Source organism: Rheinheimera sp. UJ51 (assembly GCF_020819615.1).
Lineage (GTDB): Bacteria > Pseudomonadota > Gammaproteobacteria > Enterobacterales > Alteromonadaceae > Alishewanella > Alishewanella maricola.
In genome coordinates, this window is record NZ_JAJHOG010000009.1 from 1 (window position 1) to 16723 (window position 16723).

At 45.3% G+C, this 16723-nt stretch carries 14 protein-coding genes and 1 other RNA gene; 8 read left to right on the plus strand and 7 right to left on the minus strand.

Translation table 11 applies throughout. The annotated features are described in order from the left end of the window. Nucleotides 1-135: 135 nt before the first annotated feature. Nucleotides 136-825 (plus strand): DODA-type extradiol aromatic ring-opening family dioxygenase, encoded by a 690-nt coding sequence (locus LMJ53_RS11830; RefSeq protein ID WP_229586265.1) that lies wholly within the window; start codon nucleotides 136-138, stop codon nucleotides 823-825. On the opposite strand, the gene LMJ53_RS17105 is transcribed toward LMJ53_RS11830, so the two are convergent. The 3 genes from LMJ53_RS17105 to smpB form a co-directional block, all read right to left on the minus strand. Beyond that, nucleotides 764-1045 (minus strand): integrase arm-type DNA-binding domain-containing protein, encoded by a 282-nt coding sequence (locus LMJ53_RS17105; protein WP_324295609.1) that lies wholly within the window; start codon nucleotides 1043-1045, stop codon nucleotides 764-766. The two genes, LMJ53_RS11830 and LMJ53_RS17105, sit on opposite strands and share 62 nt — an antisense overlap. 121 nt (nucleotides 1046-1166) lie before the next feature. Further along, nucleotides 1167-1526, minus strand: a transfer-messenger RNA (tmRNA) gene (gene ssrA / locus LMJ53_RS11835). Nucleotides 1527-1684: 158 nt separating this feature from the next. Continuing rightward, the gene (gene smpB / locus LMJ53_RS11840) at nucleotides 1685-2167 is read right to left on the minus strand and encodes an SsrA-binding protein SmpB (RefSeq protein WP_226751171.1); all 483 of its coding nucleotides are present in this window, start codon (nucleotides 2165-2167) and stop codon (nucleotides 1685-1687) included. Nucleotides 2168-2292: 125 nt separating this feature from the next. Here smpB and LMJ53_RS11845 point away from each other — a divergent pair, with 125 nt between their 5' ends. Both LMJ53_RS11845 and LMJ53_RS11850 read left to right on the plus strand, forming a co-directional pair. Next, the gene (locus tag LMJ53_RS11845; protein ID WP_229586267.1) at nucleotides 2293-2724 is read left to right on the plus strand and encodes a type II toxin-antitoxin system RatA family toxin; all 432 of its coding nucleotides are present in this window, start codon (nucleotides 2293-2295) and stop codon (nucleotides 2722-2724) included. After that, nucleotides 2717-3070 (plus strand): RnfH family protein, encoded by a 354-nt coding sequence (locus LMJ53_RS11850; protein WP_229586269.1) that lies wholly within the window; start codon nucleotides 2717-2719, stop codon nucleotides 3068-3070. Before LMJ53_RS11845 ends, LMJ53_RS11850 begins: the two co-directional genes overlap by 8 nt. Before the next feature lie 279 nt (nucleotides 3071-3349). Here the strand turns inward: LMJ53_RS11850 and LMJ53_RS11855 are convergent, their stop codons facing one another. The 3 genes from LMJ53_RS11855 to nadK all read right to left on the minus strand — a co-directional run bounded on the left by LMJ53_RS11855 (nucleotide 3350) and on the right by nadK (nucleotide 6414). Then, nucleotides 3350-3700, minus strand: coding sequence for an outer membrane protein assembly factor BamE (locus tag LMJ53_RS11855; protein WP_229586271.1), 351 nt, complete (start codon nucleotides 3698-3700; stop codon nucleotides 3350-3352). A 67-nt stretch (nucleotides 3701-3767) separates the two neighbouring features. After that, a complete protein-coding gene (gene recN / locus LMJ53_RS11860; RefSeq protein ID WP_229586273.1) occupies nucleotides 3768-5441 on the minus strand; it encodes a DNA repair protein RecN in 1674 nt (557 codons plus the stop codon). Nucleotides 5442-5532: 91 nt separating this feature from the next. Beyond that, complete coding sequence (nadK, locus tag LMJ53_RS11865) at nucleotides 5533-6414, minus strand: NAD(+) kinase (protein ID WP_229586275.1); 882 nt, start codon at nucleotides 6412-6414, stop codon at nucleotides 5533-5535. 206 nt (nucleotides 6415-6620) lie between these two features. Here nadK and hrcA point away from each other — a divergent pair, with 206 nt between their 5' ends. From hrcA to LMJ53_RS11880, 3 genes are all read left to right on the plus strand, one after another. Next, nucleotides 6621-7640, plus strand: coding sequence for a heat-inducible transcriptional repressor HrcA (gene hrcA, locus LMJ53_RS11870; protein ID WP_229586277.1), 1020 nt, complete (start codon nucleotides 6621-6623; stop codon nucleotides 7638-7640). A 39-nt stretch (nucleotides 7641-7679) separates the two neighbouring features. Next, a complete protein-coding gene (gene grpE, locus LMJ53_RS11875) occupies nucleotides 7680-8255 on the plus strand; it encodes a nucleotide exchange factor GrpE (protein WP_226751178.1) in 576 nt (191 codons plus the stop codon). 162 nt (nucleotides 8256-8417) lie between these two features. Then, a complete protein-coding gene (locus LMJ53_RS11880; protein WP_229586279.1) occupies nucleotides 8418-11180 on the plus strand; it encodes an FAD-binding and (Fe-S)-binding domain-containing protein in 2763 nt (920 codons plus the stop codon). Here the strand turns inward: LMJ53_RS11880 and LMJ53_RS11885 are convergent. Further along, nucleotides 11177-13624: a putative bifunctional diguanylate cyclase/phosphodiesterase gene (locus tag LMJ53_RS11885; protein ID WP_229586281.1), complete on the minus strand. Its 2448-nt coding sequence runs from the start codon at nucleotides 13622-13624 to the stop codon at nucleotides 11177-11179. The two genes, LMJ53_RS11880 and LMJ53_RS11885, sit on opposite strands and share 4 nt — an antisense overlap. Before the next feature lie 224 nt (nucleotides 13625-13848). On the opposite strand from LMJ53_RS11885, the gene LMJ53_RS11890 reads away from it, so the two are divergent. Beyond that, nucleotides 13849-14238, plus strand: coding sequence for a response regulator (locus LMJ53_RS11890; RefSeq protein WP_229586283.1), 390 nt, complete (start codon nucleotides 13849-13851; stop codon nucleotides 14236-14238). 18 nt (nucleotides 14239-14256) lie between these two features. Further along, nucleotides 14257-16710 carry an ATP-binding protein gene (locus tag LMJ53_RS11895; protein ID WP_229586285.1) on the plus strand — a complete coding sequence of 818 codons (2454 nt, stop codon included), beginning with the start codon at nucleotides 14257-14259 and terminating at the stop codon, nucleotides 16708-16710. The last annotated feature ends 13 nt before the right edge of the window (nucleotides 16711-16723 follow it).

The following is a 16723-nucleotide window of genomic DNA, read 5'->3' on the forward strand; positions in this document are numbered from 1 at the left end:
ACAAACTGGCCGGACGATACCGAAACAGGTGGCCGGATGAGGCCGAAATCAGTGGCCGGATGATACCGAAATGGGTGGCCGACTCATGCCGAAATCGCTGGCCGGATCATCCCGAAATACGCAATCGCGGCAGAAGTGGGTAAACCTAGCACAATATTGGTGATAAGCGCCCATTGGGAGGCACGTTTACCGACAGTAACGTCAGGAATAAGTCCTGGAATTATCTATGACTACGTTGGGTTTCCAAAAGAATCGTATGAGATCCAATATCCCGCTCCGAGCGACCCAGAATTGGCAGAGTGTGTTGTCAAGGCACTTAAAAAGCACGGTATCGACGCTGCGAAAGATGATCAACAGCGTTTTGATCATGGCTTATTTGTACCACTTAAGATCATGTACCCTGAATTTGATATTCCATGTGTGCAGCTTTCCTTAGAATACACTCTAGATCCCTTACTGCACATTCAGATAGGTAATGCATTGAAATCGCTGGATTGGGATAATCTACTGGTCTTAGGATCTGGCTCTTCATTCCACAACATACGTGCATTTTTTACCCCAGATGCTCAAGGCGCGCTCGCCAATAATATTGCTTTTGATGAGTGGCTCAGGGAAACGATAAATGATGTGAGTCTGTCAGAACAGGAAAGACTGGAAAGACTCGTAAATTGGACGTCGGCCCCAGGAGCTAGGTATTGTCATCCAAGAGAAGAGCACTTAATTCCTCTACACGTTTGTTACGGCATGGCTACGAAATCTAGCTCTAAAACGTATAGAGCGGAAATAATGAAAAAACAGTTTTCAATGTTTTATTGGGGGGAATGAGAACAGTTGCTTGCGAAATAGTGCGTTTGAAACTGTTCGAGAACTCATAATTTGCCAGCTTTCGGGCCTGCATTTCTGCGCTGGGTGCGATACCTTGTGCTAATTGCTTGCGTGCCTCGTCTCGAGCATGTCTCGCATCTTTTAAACTAACCTCCGATAAAATAGTACTTTTTGCTGTAGGGTATCGGTTTTGGCGCCGATCATAGTACCCCGCAAAAATACCCTAAAACATAGGGGGTATCTGTTAAAACATAGTAGACCAGCATAGAATGGCAGGCAATAAAAAACCCAGCAATTACGCTGGGTTAGTGGCCGGTTATGGACTGGCTTAGTCCGTCATTTGGTGGAGCTGGCGGGAGTTGAACCCGCGTCCGAAAAACCTAGATCGTCAGTACTACATGCTTAGCCATTCATTTAGTTAACCCTATGAGCGCCGAGTGGCAGGCTATCGTCGGGCGAGCCTGATTGATTTTAACGGTTTGTCTCCAGGCGAAGACGCGACGCGATCCTATTAGGGGTGATCTTCCAGAGTCTCAGCTTATAGGCATGCGTGAGGGGAAGAGCTATCTACTGCCTATTAAGCAGCGATTGCGTAGTTTTCGTCGTTTGCGACTAGTTTTTTGCGGCTTTTTTACGAGGCCTACCGCACCTCGGCATGCACTTAAGATTTCGTGAGTCCCGTCGAATCCAGAATCAGCCCCGAATTCTGTGGTCTAACACTAACACCTTCAGTGAGTTTCTAGTATACGCCTTTAATATGCTAATTACCAATGGCACAGCAGCGTGTTACTACAAACATTTTTACTTTATAAGGTTCACTTGCACGCTTTTCAAGCGTCTAATCAAAATAAAAGCCAGTTTAGCGTTTTGAATGCTTCATCATGCGCTCTTTTTCACGAGACCAATCGCGATCTTTAATATCATCACGTTTGTCGAAGTTTTTCTTACCTTTTGCCAAGTGAAATTCTAATTTTACCCAGCAAGCTTTCCAATACATAGCCGTGGCGATAAGGGTATAACCATCACGTTCTTTTAAGCCAATTAACTTCATCAACTCGCGTTTATGCAGTAATAACTTACGGCTGCGGTCTGGATCGCAAATGACATGGGTAGAGGCGTTATTCAAGGGTTGGATCTGCGCGCCAAACAAATAAGCTTGGCCATCTTGTAAGATGACATAAGCATCCGATAAGTTAACCTTACCGTCCCGAATACTTTTTACTTCCCAGCCTTGTAGGCTAAGACCGGCTTCAAACCGTTCTTCTAGAAAGTATTCATGGCGCGCTTTACGATTTTGCGCGATGGTGCCATTGTTCTTTTTGTTTGTTTGCTTTTTACTCATAATTCACTTTTTTGGCTAGTTGCAGCCATCATGTATTCATATTCAGTTATGCAGGCTACACGGTGCAAGGTTGTCGCTGGGCGTTATTCTGTTACAATCTGTGGCCTGATGTAAGGGGAGTGAGTATGCCACAAATTGAGCGCAGTGCCTTGGTTTTTTACAGCGCGCAACAAATGTTTGAACTGGTAAATGATGTCGATGCTTACCCGCAATTTTTACCAGGTTGTAGTGCTGCCAACATTGTTAGTCGTGCTGAGAAAGAGGTGGTGGCGAAGTTACATATTTCCAAGGCCGGTATTGGTCAATCTTTTACAACTCGTAATCATTTGCATCCTTTTCAACGTATTGAGATGCAATTGGTCGATGGGCCATTTAAACATTTACGTGGTGGCTGGGAGTTTGAACCTTTAAACGATCAAGCCTGCAAAGTGATTTTAAAGCTAGAGTTTGAATTTTCTAGTCGGATAATACAGTTTGCTTTTGGTAAGATTTTTCAAGAGTTAACCGCGGCCATGGTGCAGGCTTTTACACAACGGGCAAAACAAGTTTATGGATAATTCCAGTGCGGGGGCGGCAGCTGCCGATCGTATTACGGTTGAAGTGGCTTATGCCTTACCTGAGCGTCAGGTGCTGTTAACACTTGCGGTAAGTCGTGTGGCAAGTATCGAACAGATTATTAAGCAGTCAGGTATTTTACAACAATTCCCACAGATCGATTTAACGTCGCAAAAAGTGGGAATTTGGAGTCGGCCGGTTAAGTTATCCGATCAGGTAAAAGAGGGCGATCGTATTGAGATTTATCGCCCATTAATTGCGGATCCGAAAGACTTACGGCGGCGCCGAGCAGAAAAAGCGAAAGAAGAAGGCCGCGCTGATAAAGTCACGGGCGGCCGGCCAAATTAACTACAGGCGCTTTTAAAAAGTGGTTGTGGTAACTTTTTTCCGAGTTAGATAAGTGAGTACACTTATCCGCTTGATACCGTGCTTAGCTCAGCGGTTTATAACGTGTTAGGCCTTTTTGTGGGTGTTTTGCCAAGCCGCTAAAGCGCTAAATTTAAATACCGCTTTATAAAGATGATGCATTGCTTGGGTCATACCCTAAACAACAAAAACCGCAGATGAAGTGCAAAGGCTTCATCTGCGGTTTTTTATATTAACAATCTAATCCGCTTTGCTTAAAAACTAAATATCCAGCGGTTTATCAAAGTCAGCGTGTTTAGTAAAGTCACCATTGATATTGACTAAGCGGTCTTCTTTAAACTCGACCACTAGCCGTTTTTCAAAGTTGTTACCACGACCACCTTTTAAGGCATAAAAATAATGCCACGTATTAGTATCAAACGGATTGGCGGCCACAGGGTTGCCTAGGACATAAATAACTTGCTCTTTTGTCATCGCTACTCGTAGCTTATCCACGTCTTTTTGCTCTAAAAAGTTACCTTGTGGAATATCAATACGGTATACCCAGCTGCTACATGCCGTGCTTAAGCCTAAAGTGGCGACGAGTAATGCTGTCTTTAATACTGCTTTCATAATGATCATCAATTTAAAGTGAATAACACTATCATACCCTATGATAGCTGTGCAGAAAAACCCTGAATCAGACTACAGGTGCACATAATAGTTCCCGAGCATTAGCTAAAGCATTGGCACTGATGTTTTCACCGGCGAGTAAACGGGCAATTTCTTGGATACGTTCATCATCAGATAGCTGGCGCATACGTGTTTCTGTGGCTTGGCCGTCAGTATATTTTTCAACAAACAATTGTTGGTGACCTTGGCTAGCGACTTGCGGTAAATGTGTTACGCAAATAATTTGTGTGCTGCGGCCTAATTGGCGTAACAGGCGACCGACACCGGCAGCCACTGGCCCACTGATCCCGACATCAACCTCATCAAAAATTAAGGTGGGTGTGGTGATCTTATCGGCTAAAATAACTTGAATGGCTAAACTGATCCGCGACAACTCTCCACCCGAAGCGACTTTCGCCAGTGCTTGTAAGGGCTGGCCTGGGTTAGTGGAAACAGTAAAGCTAATTTGATCTAAACCCATGGCGCTAGCGTGTTCCAGTGGTAAATTTTGTAAATCAATAGCAAAGCGGGCATTAGCCATACTGAGTTCGTGCATATTTTGGGTGATTAACGCACTTAATTCTGTTGCGCCCAGTTGCCGAGCTTCTGTGAGCTTGGTTGCCGCTACTTGATACACGTCTGCCGCTTGGTTAATCGCCTGTGCTAATTCGTTTAGGCGTTTATCATGGCCGGTTAATTCAGCCAGCTGTTGGCTCAGTTGCTGATGTAACTCGGCCAGGTTTTCAACATTAACTTGATGCTTGCGAGCTAAATTAAGCCAAGTGCCCATGCGCTCATCAATTTCTTGTAAACGCTCAGGATCCAGTTCTACTTTATCGGCATAGCGGCGTAATTCACGACTGGCTTCTTCGGTTTGCAGCAAAGCGTCATTCAACATGTTTTGCACATCTTGCAAAGCCGGATCGAGCTGAACTAATTCCTCTAATTGCTGAGTTAAATGCGATAACGCACGATAAATATTTTGATTATCGTCATCGTACAGTTGTTGTAGGCATTGTTGGCTTTGTGTCAGTAGAGTATGGCCATGACTCAAGCGGCTGTGTTCGGCTTCAAGTTGTTCAAATTCAGTGGCTTGTGGCGCAAATTGATCGAGCTCAGCCACTTGATATTCTAACAATTGTCGCTGGGCATCACGTTGCTGCTGCGATTGCTCTAATTGGCTAAACTCTTGCTTGAGTTGTTGCCAATAGCGATAACTTTGACGGGTTTGTTGCAGTAACTCTGGCTTACCCACAAAGGCGTCTAATAATTGGCGTTGATAATCGGCTTTTTGCAGTAATTGATGTGCATGTTGGCCATGAATAGCGAGCAGATGCTGCCCTAGTAGTTTTAACTGCTGTGCCGGTACTTGTACGCCATTAATATAGCCGCGTGAGCGGCCTTCAGCACTGATCACCCGCCGGACAATACACTCATTGCCCATGAGTAAATCTTGCTGTTGTAGCCAATCTTTAGCGGCGGTCAGTTGGCTGATATCGAAGGTGGCAACAATATCGGCTTTGTCTGCACCAGGGCGCAGCACTGCCGCATCGGCACGCTCTCCTAAACAAATAGCAAGAGCATCAATAGCAATGGATTTACCGGCACCGGTTTCTCCAGTAATGGTTGACATACCTGCGGCCCAGTCAATTTCCAGCGCCCGCACTATAGCAAAGTTACTGATATGAAGATGACACAGCATAAACCCACTCCGATTGCTGTTTAAGTATACAGTGTAAATCTATACAGTATTTTCTGTTTTGGCAAGTTGTCGATGCAGAAATATTTGCCGGTTAATACAGTTTACTGCCCCAGCCTAATTTATTGCGCAGGACATGATAATAACTGTAGCCCGGTGGATGCACCAAGCGCAGTGGGTTGGGGTGTTTACGAATATAGATATCGTCGCCCGGCATAACAGCCAAAATAACATGGCTGTCGCAGCTTATTTGCAGATGGGCATCATTCGTTTCAGCGACTTTTAAGCGTATCTCACTGTTACCGGCAACGACTAAGGGTCTGCTACTTAAGGTATGTGGAAACATCGGCACTAAGCTCATGGCATCCAGATCCGGTGTTAAAATAGGGCCTCCACCGGATAAGGAATAGGCGGTAGAGCCTGTGGGGGTGCTGATAATTAAACCATCAGAGCGCTGGCTATAGACAAATTCATTATTGATATAGGCCTCAAATTCAATCATGTGAGCCACTTTGTCGGCGTGTAACACTGCTTCGTTAACCGCACTGTTACTACTTTTTATACTGCCGTGTCGATGCACGGAAATTTCCAGTAAGTTACGTTTTTCTGTAACAAAGTTACCGGCCAGAACATCTTTTAGCGGTTGCTCAAAATTCTCAGGCGCCAGATCGGTTAAAAAGCCCAGATTGCCACGGTTCACGCCAAGTACAGCCACATCAAAACGGGCTAACACCCGCGCGGCGCCCAGCATATTCCCATCGCCACCTACCACAATCGCTAAATCACAGGTTTTGCCCAATTCAACCAAATCAAGGATCACCGCATCAGCCAGTTGTAAGCTTTGAGCGACTTGTTCTTCGACAAATACACTGAGGCCTTGGGTTTTTAAAAAGTGATAAAGGCTGGCCAATGTTTGATTCGCGCCAGGGTGATGGGGTTTTCCAATTAAACCAACTTTGGCAAATGTAGAGCTCATAGCAACAGTCTTCCTTATCCAGACCCGTTCAGTATATACATAACCCACAAGAAGTTGCAGCCTTGTCAATCAACTAAGCTTTTGGGCAAAGCGCTATAGACTTAACAACTTTAGAGAAAACAGCTTTAGCGAGCGATTATGCAAAACTGCTTGAATTTGAAAATAAAAACCCCATTACCTCTTTAACTGAATTACAGGTATTGCGCATGGCTGTGGCATTAAGCAGAACAGAGCTAATTTTAAAGTTGATTGTGGAGCAATATTTGCTCGATGGTCAGCCCGTTGCGTCAAAGTTGATCGCTGAGCATAAACAGCTTGATGTGAGCTCGGCAACGGTGCGCAACACCATGGTGCAACTGGAACAACAAGGGTTAATTCGCTCACCGCATACTTCGGCAGGGCGGATCCCTACCACCTTAGGCATTCGTTTATTCATTGATAAAATGCTGCAGCTAGCGCCCTTGAGTGACAAGTGGCAACATGAAATAACCAGCCGCTTACTACCGCAATTGCCGGTGTCCTTGATGTGTCAACAAGCCGGACAATTATTAGCGAACTTAACCGGTTGTGTGGCCATTGTTAGCGCTCCTAAAGCCGCAGGGCGCGAAGTGCGGCAAGTGGACTTAGTGCGCTTAGCCAGCGATCGTTTGTTGTTGGTGGTGGTCGATGAAGACGGTGACATCCTGCATCGTATTATTAATTGTGAGCAAAGTGTCGATTCAGCCACCATGAGTAAGGTGTTGTGCTTACTTAATGCCGCTTTAGCCGGTGGACAATGGCAAGATGGCATGGTGCGTTTAAACACGATTTTGCGCAATGAAACGGGCCTTGGCCAGATCCTTATTGAAAAAGTGTTAGGCCAATTAAGCTTAGACGAGTTTGTGCAGCATCAACCCTTGATTTATGGACAACATCAATTATTGCTAACGCCGGATTACCAGCAAAATCCTGCATTACAACAAGTCGTGCAAATGCTGGAACAACCCTCAGGTTTAATTACCTTGTTACAAACGGTCACCCGTGATGCTCAGCCTAAACTCATCTTAGGTAAAGAGTCTGGATTTGTTGAGTTATCGCAATTAAGTTTAATCGCCCAAAGCTATCAAACGCAGCCACATCGGTTTGTCGCTTTGCTTGGCCCGCGGCGGATGGATTACGCAAAATTAATCCCTTTACTCGAAGGATGCGCAGCACAATTAAATTTAAACTTGAATCGGCAGAATTGATCCCCATAATACCCCTACATTAATTGGAGTATTGTAACAATGACTGAGCAACAAAAGCCTTCCGAACCCACAGAAGCAACGAATCAGGCCACTAACGATGCTAATACCGATACGGTAGAGCTGTCTTCTGAGCAGACCATTATTGCTAAGCTGGAAGATGAACTGGCTAAAGCGCAAAGCCAGTTGGCCGAACAACACGAATTAATGCTGCGCATTAAAGCTGATGCTGAAAATGCTCGCCGTCGTGCTAGCCAAGATGTCGAAAAAGCGCATAAATTTGCGTTAGAAAAGTTTGCCGGTGATTTATTACCCGTTGCCGACAACCTTGAGCGCGCACTGAACTTTATCAACCGTGAAGATGAAGCGTTTAAAGGCATCATTGAAGGCGTAGAGCTGACCATGAAGAGCTTTTTAGATACGGTAGCTAAGTTTGGTGTGGTGCAAATTGACCCTGCGGGGCAGCCGTTTAACCCGGAACAACATCAAGCGATGAGCATTCAGCCGTCAAATGATGTACCGCCCAATACCGTGACCTTTGTTATGCAAAAAGGTTATGAGTTAAATGGTCGCTTGTTACGTCCGGCTATGGTCGGCGTATCAAAAGCAGCAGAGTAACGCCCTTCGTAGCAAAGCTAACGCGCTGTTAAGCGTTGGCTTTGCTGCATACCGCAGTTCATTCGTTTTTCTTCGCAAAATCACCCGCAAAGCACAACAAGCGCTAGCCTCTGTTCGAAAAAACTGTTAATTAGTATAAAACTGATTTCTTAGGTAAATGTTGTGAGTTGCCGCCCTGCTATTAGCCCTGCTTTTTTGGCCTCTGCCCGTGCAGTTATTCCTAGTGAACGCTGGTTTGACGATGCGTTATCCTGCTTAGCTTTTGGCACTGATGCCAGCTTCTATCGTTTAAATCCGCAATTGGTGTTGCGAGTGGAATCTGAGCTTGAAGTGGTGTCGTTGCTAAAACTGGCTTTGCAACACCAAGTGGCGGTGACGTTTCGCGCTGCGGGTACCAGCTTGTCAGGGCAAGCGGTAACGGATTCCGTGTTATTAGTGTTAGGCGAAAATTGGCAGCAATATCGCATTTTTGGTTTAGGGGAACAGATCCGTTTAGGCCCCGGCGTGATTGGTGCACAAGCGAATAAATGGCTAGCCCCTTATGGTCGAAAAATAGGACCCGATCCTGCCTCGATAAATAGTTGTAAAATTGGCGGTATCGTCGCCAATAATGCCAGTGGCATGTGCTGTGGTACGGCGCAAAACAGCTTTAATACCCTTGCGGGAATGCGGGTAGTGTTATTTGATGGCACCGTGCTAGACACCGAAGAGGCCGATAGTGTGGCGCGTTTTCGGCAATCGCATGCGGCATTACTGCGTCAATTGGCCGAACTGGCTCAGCAAACTCAGCAAAACGCCGAGTTATTGGCGAAGATTCGCCATAAGTACCGCTTAAAAAATACCATGGGGTTTTCACTGAACGCCCTCACCGAATTTAGCGATCCTATCGATATCCTCAGTCATTTAATGGTGGGCTCCGAAGGCTGCTTGGGTTTTATCAGCAGTGTCACCTATCACACCGTGGCTGATCATGCGCATAAAGCGACAGCGTTGTGGGTTTTTCCTGATATTGTCAGTTGCTGTGCCGCAGTGAGTTTATTGAAAACGGCGCCGGTCGCGGCAGTGGAGCTGTTAGATAGACGAAGTTTACGCTCGGTAGCAGGTAAAGCCGGTTTACCCCCTTGGGTTAAAACGTTATCCGATGGTGCTGCCGCTTTGTTGATTGAAAGCCGAGCTAACTCACCGGCGGCCTTGCAGCGGCAATTAACCGAGATAGCCGCCTTATCCGCACAATTCAGCCTTGAGCAAAGCGTTGATTTTAGTACCGACGCTAAGGTATCAGAGCAATTGTGGGCGATCCGCAAAGGTACGTTTCCAGCGGTGGGCGCCGTTCGTGAAACCGGTACTACGGTGATCATTGAAGATGTCACTTTTCCGTTAGCCGATCTCGCCGCAGGTGTGCAGGCATTGCAGCAATTATTTGACCGTTATCAGTATCATGAAGCGATTATTTTTGGGCATGCGTTGGAAGGCAATTTACATTTTGTGTTCACGCAAAGCTTTAACGATGCTGAGCAAGTGGCGCGCTATGATGCGTTTATGCAAGATGTCGCGCATTTGGTTGCCGTTGAGTATGGTGGTTCATTAAAAGCCGAGCATGGTACTGGACGCAATATGGCGCCCTTTGTGGAGTTGGAGTGGGGCAGTGCGGCTTATCAACTTATGTGGCAGCTTAAAAAGTTATTCGATCCTAAGCATATTCTTAACCCAGATGTGGTGCTTAGCCAGGATAAAACCTTACATCTGCAACATCTAAAAGCGTTACCTGCAACTCATGAGTTAGTGGATAAATGTATTGAATGTGGCTTTTGCGAGCCGGTGTGTCCGTCACGTAAACTCACTTTAACGCCTCGACAACGCATTGTGGTGCAAAGAGAAATTAGCCATTTACAAGCAACAGGGCAAGCGCCGGCACGTTTAAAGCAATTAACCAAAGATTATGCATATCAAGGTAATGCCAGTTGCGCAGCTTGTGGCATGTGTAGCACAGCTTGTCCGGTGGGTATCAACACGGGCGATTTAACGCGGCAATTACGCAGCAAAGATAATCAGTCGTGGCAGCCAGTCACAAGACAAGTCGTTACGCAATTTGCCAAAGTGACTCAGCTGGCAAAGTTGGGCTTGCGAGTGGGGCAACTGGCTTACGGTGTACTGGGTAAAAATACACCCATGTGGCACAGCGCTATGCCCACCGCCAACCGCATGCCAGTTTTGCCTGAGCAAATGGGTTTAAAACCGGTTTTGTATTTAAGCAGTTGTAGTAACCGGGTGATGGGGCCTGCTAAAGGTAGCAGTGATAGCCGCTCACTACAGCAGGTAAGCGCCAACTTACTGGCTAAGGCCGGCTATCAATTGATTTTGGCCCCCGATTTAGCCAGTCAGTGTTGCGGTATGCCAATGCAATCAAAGGGGCAATTTGCCGCGCAACAACAGCAACAACAGCAACTTAACGCCTGGTTGTTGCACCATAGTTTGCAAGGTCAGATCCCTATTTTTTCGGATACCAGCCCTTGTAGTTTAACCTTGCAAGGTAAACTCGATCCACGCTTAAAACTCTATGACAGTATCGACTTTATTACAGAGTTTGTGCTGCCAAAACTGACACTCAACAAGGTAAACCAGCCCATTGCGTTGCATATAAGTTGTAGTGCGCAGCAGTTAGGGCAAGCAGATAAACTGATGACGTTACTTCGCGCTTGTACCGAGCAGGTCGTGCTGCCTGACAATATCAGTTGCTGTGGTTTTGCCGGAGATAAAGGTTTTTTTATGCCTGAATTAAATGCGTCGGCTTTATCCAGTTTAGCTTCTCAAGTAAGTGAGTGCTCACGGGGGGTATCCAGTAGCCGAACCTGTGAAATCGGTTTAAGCCGACACAGTGGCTTAGCATATCAGCATCTGATGTATGTGCTAGATCAGTGCAGCTAATTATCAAGTAATTGCGAAGAGGGTTTTAGCCATTGGCTTTGCTCTAACTCGTTCACCGTGAGGGGTTTACTAAAGTAATAGCCTTGATAAAAATGGCAATATTCGTCTTGTAAAATGCTGAGTTGCTGCAATTGTTCCACCCCTTCTGCGGTCACTTTTAACTCCAGCTCTTTGGCCAGATGAATGATCGCTAGGGTGAGTCGTTTGGCTTTACGATCCGATAAATTACTAACAAAACTGCGGTCTATTTTTAAAATATCCACCGGGTAGTTATTCAAATAACTTAATGAAGAGTAGCCCGTACCAAAGTCATCTAAAGCGATGCTAAAGCCTTGCATTTTTAAATGCTCTAGCTTCTTCGTAATATGATCTTTTTGTTGAATTAAAATGCTTTCGGTAATTTCTAAGGTGAGCGCTGTTGCCGGTAATTGTTGTTTTTGGAGTAATTGTTGAAGCAATTCAGGCAGCCGCACATCGGCGATATCTGGCACACTCAAATTAATACTTAACGTCAGCTCTGGCAGGGTTTTACGCCAGTGAGCTAGTTGCGCTAAGCCCTTATGTAACATCTGTTGTGTGAGTTGGCTAATTAGCCCTTCTTCTTCGAGCAGCGGGATAAAAGTATCTGGACCTATCGGACCAAACTCGCTGTGCTGCCAACGTGACAATAACTCAAAGCCTTTTAACATACCTTGGCTATTTACGATCGGTTGATAAACGGGATAAAACGCCTCGTCTAATAAGGCTTGTTTTAAGCTTTGTTGTATTTGATAACGCTTGCTGATATTCGATTGCATCGCGCTGTTATAGCAGCGAATTTGATAACCCGGCGTTTTCTTTGCCTCATGTTGCGCCATATTGGCCTGTTGCATTAACGTTTCGGCATTAGCTGTTTGATCAAGAGAAGCGCATAAACCAATACTTGCCGATAAATTAATATTGGCATGTAACGCCTCGGAGTGTTGCGAGAGTTGGAATAGCAGTTTTTCTGCCAGTTTTTGCACTGCATTGACATCTGCTGAGTGAATTAAAAGCCAAAACTCATCGCCACTTTGCCGATACAATTTATCTTCAGCACGCAATTGCTGTGCTAATTTCCATGCCACTGTTTGCAACAGTAAATCACCTGTGCCATGGCCATATACATCATTGACCAAATGAAACTTATTGAGATTCAATTTCAGAATATAAAAAGGCTGGCGATCCTGCTGCAAATGCTCAATATCTTTTTTCAATAGCCATAAAGTGGGCAGCGCAGTAAGGGTGTCGAGGTGCTGCACTAATTCGGGCTGGCGCATTATTTGGCGCTTTTGCTGTTGAAGCAATCGGCTGCGCTTAACGCGGGCTTCAACCACCATTAACAAACGCCAGGGGGCAATGGGTTTATGAATAAATTCATCGCCTGCTAAACGCACGGCAGCGAGTTTTTCATCGGTGCTCTCGTCTGCCGACATAAACACAATAGGAATGTCGACTAATTGACTGTGTTGGCGAATAACTTGCCCTAGCTCTAAACCATGACAACCCGGCATATGTAAATCGATTAAAACCAACTCTGGCTGGTGTTTAATCATTAAAGTTAGGGCGTTTTCGGGCTCGTTAGTACAGAAAACTTGATAGCCTGCCAGCTGTAAGGCTTGACGATAAAAGCGTAATACATCGGTATCGTCATCAACTAATAAGATCCGATAAGGGTTTTCTTCCGGTTGTTGTAACAGGTTCAGCAGCATCTGAATTAATGCCTGCGAAGAAACCGGTTTCGCTAAAAAATGACTACTGCCAGCCCGCACTGCAGCCAACCGGCTGTCAAAGGTATCAAAAGCAGAAATGAAAATAACAGGGAAATTAACACCTTGCTGCTCGCGCAGCGCTTTTAGATAATCGGCTCCTGCCGTTTCGCCTTCAGGGAACACCATGTCGCAAATAGCAGCAATAGGCTGCTGTTCAGCAACGGTCGCAGCAAGTTGTTTAATATCTTGCAATTCAATTACGTGATAGCCAGCCGCCTCTAAAGGTGCTCGATGATACTGCAGCATGTCAGCATCATCATCAACAAACACTATTTTAGCTTGGTTAAAACCTAACGCGGCTAAAGCTACTTCAGGCTCATCAGCAACGTATTCATCGGTATAGTGGTTATTAAGCTCTTGAAGTAAATCGGCTAGTTGCAGTTTTATCGTGGTGTCATTACTCACTTTAGTCGGTTCAACACTCTGTAACAAATGGTTGAGCGACTGGGCATAACGAGAAACATCCGGAAAGCCATAAATGCTGCCAGAACCAGCAAGTTGATGAGAGAGATGTTGCAGTTGCGTCAAAGCAGCGAGATCGGTGTTTTGCTGCAGTGCCATCCAGTATTGCTGAATGCTTTCTGCTTTATGTCGCAAATTCAGTCGATATTGAATTTGCATGGCTCGCCATTTATTTTTGTCTGTCTGCTTCATGCGGTTTCATTCTCTACTTCCTTTACATAACCTTAGCAAATTTCTCTGAGAAAAAGAGAGTTTTTTTAAATTTGTCGCAAAAATAGTGACGAAGCGCGAAATCATGCTGAGCACGGCCAGATCAAAAAGCGCTATACAGGTGCTATTGTTAGAGTATGCTAGAGTTGATTAGTATTTAATGTATTTGCAAAGTGAGTTGGTTAGAGAAAATAAGTGAGGCATTTATGGCATTAAAACGGATAATGCATGTAGAAGATGATGAGTCAATTCGAGCGGTAGCTGAAATAGCCTTGGTTGATGTTGCTGGTTTTGAGCTACTGAGCTGTGACAGCGGTGCAAGTGCAGTGGCTCAAGCATCTGATTTTAGTCCAGAATTAATATTATTGGATGTGATGATGCCTCAAATGGACGGCATGCAAACTTTAGCCGCATTGCGCGCTATTCCAGAACTGGCGAACGTACCTGTGGTCTTTATGACCGCAAAAATTCAACAAGCTGAGAAACAGCATTATCTGGATGCCGGAGCTATTGCCGTGATCGATAAACCCTTTGAACCCATGGCTTTGGGCGACAGATTACAGCAGCTGTTTGAGCAAACACAAATGAGTCATTAAGGTAACAAATTTGTCCTTATGCCATATTTAAATTATGCCCAAGGTTGGTTAGCGTTGGCTGTATTGCCAAGATGGTCGTTGATACTGCTTTTTTCACTGCTGGGTTTTGGCTTTAACTTTTTACGTTTGCCGCTGCTTTTTGACATCGATTTTATTTTTGGTTCTGTTTTTGCGCTCTTAGCGCTGGTACTACTGGGGGGGAAAGCGGCTATTATTGTCGGTATTTTTGCGGCTAGCGCAACGGTACTGATATGGCAGCACCCCTTTGCTTGGCTGATTTTTAGCAGTGAAATACTCTGGTTAAGCTTACGCTATGGTAAAAACAATCAGTCTAATTTAGTTTTATTAGATCTGCAGTTTTGGTTATTCGCGCTGCCAGCAATCATCGGTTGTTATGCCGTTGTACTGGACTCTTCTTTACAAACCGCCGTGCTAATTGTGCTAAAGCAGATTAGTAATGGTATTTTTAATACCCTGGTTGTTGCCGTGTTTGTGGCGATGCTGCAACTTAACAAACCCCTGAGTAAAAAACTGGCCTTACCCGAAATCAGTTTAAGGCAGTTAGTTTTTCTCACGTTGCTTAGCTTAACGCTGCTCTCTGGTGCGATGCCAGTGATCCTTGATGCCAAGAAATCAAAAGCAGCTTACGAGTTAGCCGTGGCAGATCGTTTGGCCGAGATCTCTGCCATCATGGCGTTGCAGTTGGATAATATCCCAAAACCCAGCTCAGCATTGCTGCCCAGTATGTTACAACCACTTGCAGCAAGTTTACCCATTGAACGTGATTACGCGCTCGCGCTTGTAAACAGTCAAAAACAATTTACTCAGTTGGTGGGGCAAAACCAAACTATTTCTTTTAAAGAACCCATAAGCTTATTGGCAGGTTTTGCACACTGGAAACCCAGTTCAGAACCGCTCCCCATTCAACGATGGCGTAAAAGTCGCTACGTTTTTACCTACCCTGCGCGCTGGCAAAACGAAGCCGTCTGGCTGGTGCTTGAGCAGCCTGCCGCGCCAGTGGTGACTGAATTAGAGCAAGACAGTGCGCAGCAATTAGTGCGTTTAGTGTTGTTTTTAGGGCTGACCATCGGGATCAGCGCTTTGCTCAGTAAAGCGATCAGCTTACCTTTAAGGCGCATTGATGTGGCTAGTCAGCGCATACAAGCCGATCTTACTCAGCAACAAAAAACCGTTATGCCGCAAACTCGCGTGTTGGAATACAGCAATTTATCGCACACCTTGGCACAGATGAGTGCTCGTTTAAATGAGGCTTTTCAGCGCAGTCGAATGATGCAATGTGAATTAGAGCAACAGGTAACACAACGTACTGAGGCTTTACAACAAAGTCATAGCCAACAAAATGCCATCTTATCTGCCGCTTCCGATTTTTCGATTATTGCTACGGACCCTAACGGTGTTATTCAGTTTTTTAGTGTTGGTGCAGAGAAAATGCTCGGCTACCAAGCAGAAGAATTGATCGGAAAGCACACCCCAGAAATGTTACATCGATCTTCGGAAGTGGTTAACCGCGCTAAAGAACTGAATGCCGAGTTAGCACAGCCGGTGAAAGGTTTTCGTGCTTTTGTTATTAAGGCTGAGCAAGAGGGGAGCGAAACACATGAATGGACCTACCTGCATAAGTCTGGGCAAGCCATTCCGGTATCCCTTACGGTAACGGTTATTCGAGATCATTCAGGCGAGATCAGCGGCTATCTTGGCATTGCGCGTGATGTATCAGAGTTGCAGCGTACAGAACGCTTGAAGAACGAATTTATTGCGACGGTAAGCCATGAGTTACGCACTCCTTTAACCGCGATTTATGCATCTTTACGTTTGGTAAATTCTGGCAAAATAGGCGAATTGAACAGCAAAACCTCAAAGTTATTATCGATAGCTGAGCAAAACAGTGAACGACTGACCCTGTTGATTAATGATTTGCTGGATATCGAAAAGTTGATCTCGGGAAAATTTGTTATGCCATTGCAGATACAGCCATTGCAGCCACTGTTAGAGGCAGCAGTTGAAGGCGTTTTGAGTTATGCTAACGAGTATCAGATCCGTTTTAGTATCGATGTGTTGGACCCGACGATTCAGGCTAATGTTAATGCAGAGCGACTTATTCAGGTTATTGTTAACTTGCTTTCTAATGCGATTAAATTCTCACCGAAGGGTGCTGAAATAAAGCTCGTGTTGCGAGTGAAAGACCATCACGCTTTGCTTGAAGTGACAGATCGAGGTGAAGGCATTAAGGATGAGTTTAAACCACGCATTTTTCAAAAGTTTGCCCAAGGCGATGCCGCGAGTAATCGAAATAAAGGCGGTACAGGTTTAGGTTTAGCCATCACAAAAGAGCTGACAGAAAAGATGGGGGGGCAAGTGGGTTTTGATTCTCAATATGGTCTTGGCAGTACTTTCTGGCTGGCCTTTGCGCTGGCTGAGCCAGAATCCTGTTTAAATGATGAAACTAGCTAGGGCTGTAACGAGG

Bases quoted from the DNA above. Each gene is read 5' to 3' on its own strand.
- smpB (WP_226751171.1), bottom strand. From the start codon at position 2,167: ATGAGTAAAAAGCAAACAAACAAAAAGAACAATGGCACCATCGCGCAA.
- LMJ53_RS11845 (WP_229586267.1), top strand. From the start codon at position 2,293: ATGCCACAAATTGAGCGCAGTGCCTTGGTTTTTTACAGCGCGCAACAA.
- LMJ53_RS11850 (WP_229586269.1), top strand. From the start codon at position 2,717: ATGGATAATTCCAGTGCGGGGGCGGCAGCTGCCGATCGTATTACGGTT.
- LMJ53_RS11855 (WP_229586271.1), bottom strand. From the start codon at position 3,700: ATGAAAGCAGTATTAAAGACAGCATTACTCGTCGCCACTTTAGGCTTA.
- recN (WP_229586273.1), bottom strand. From the start codon at position 5,441: ATGCTGTGTCATCTTCATATCAGTAACTTTGCTATAGTGCGGGCGCTG.
- nadK (WP_229586275.1), bottom strand. From the start codon at position 6,414: ATGAGCTCTACATTTGCCAAAGTTGGTTTAATTGGAAAACCCCATCAC.
- hrcA (WP_229586277.1), top strand. From the start codon at position 6,621: ATGGCTGTGGCATTAAGCAGAACAGAGCTAATTTTAAAGTTGATTGTG.
- grpE (WP_226751178.1), top strand. From the start codon at position 7,680: ATGACTGAGCAACAAAAGCCTTCCGAACCCACAGAAGCAACGAATCAG.
- LMJ53_RS11885 (WP_229586281.1), bottom strand. From the start codon at position 13,624: ATGAAGCAGACAGACAAAAATAAATGGCGAGCCATGCAAATTCAATAT.
- LMJ53_RS11890 (WP_229586283.1), top strand. From the start codon at position 13,849: ATGGCATTAAAACGGATAATGCATGTAGAAGATGATGAGTCAATTCGA.
- LMJ53_RS11895 (WP_229586285.1), top strand. From the start codon at position 14,257: ATGCCATATTTAAATTATGCCCAAGGTTGGTTAGCGTTGGCTGTATTG.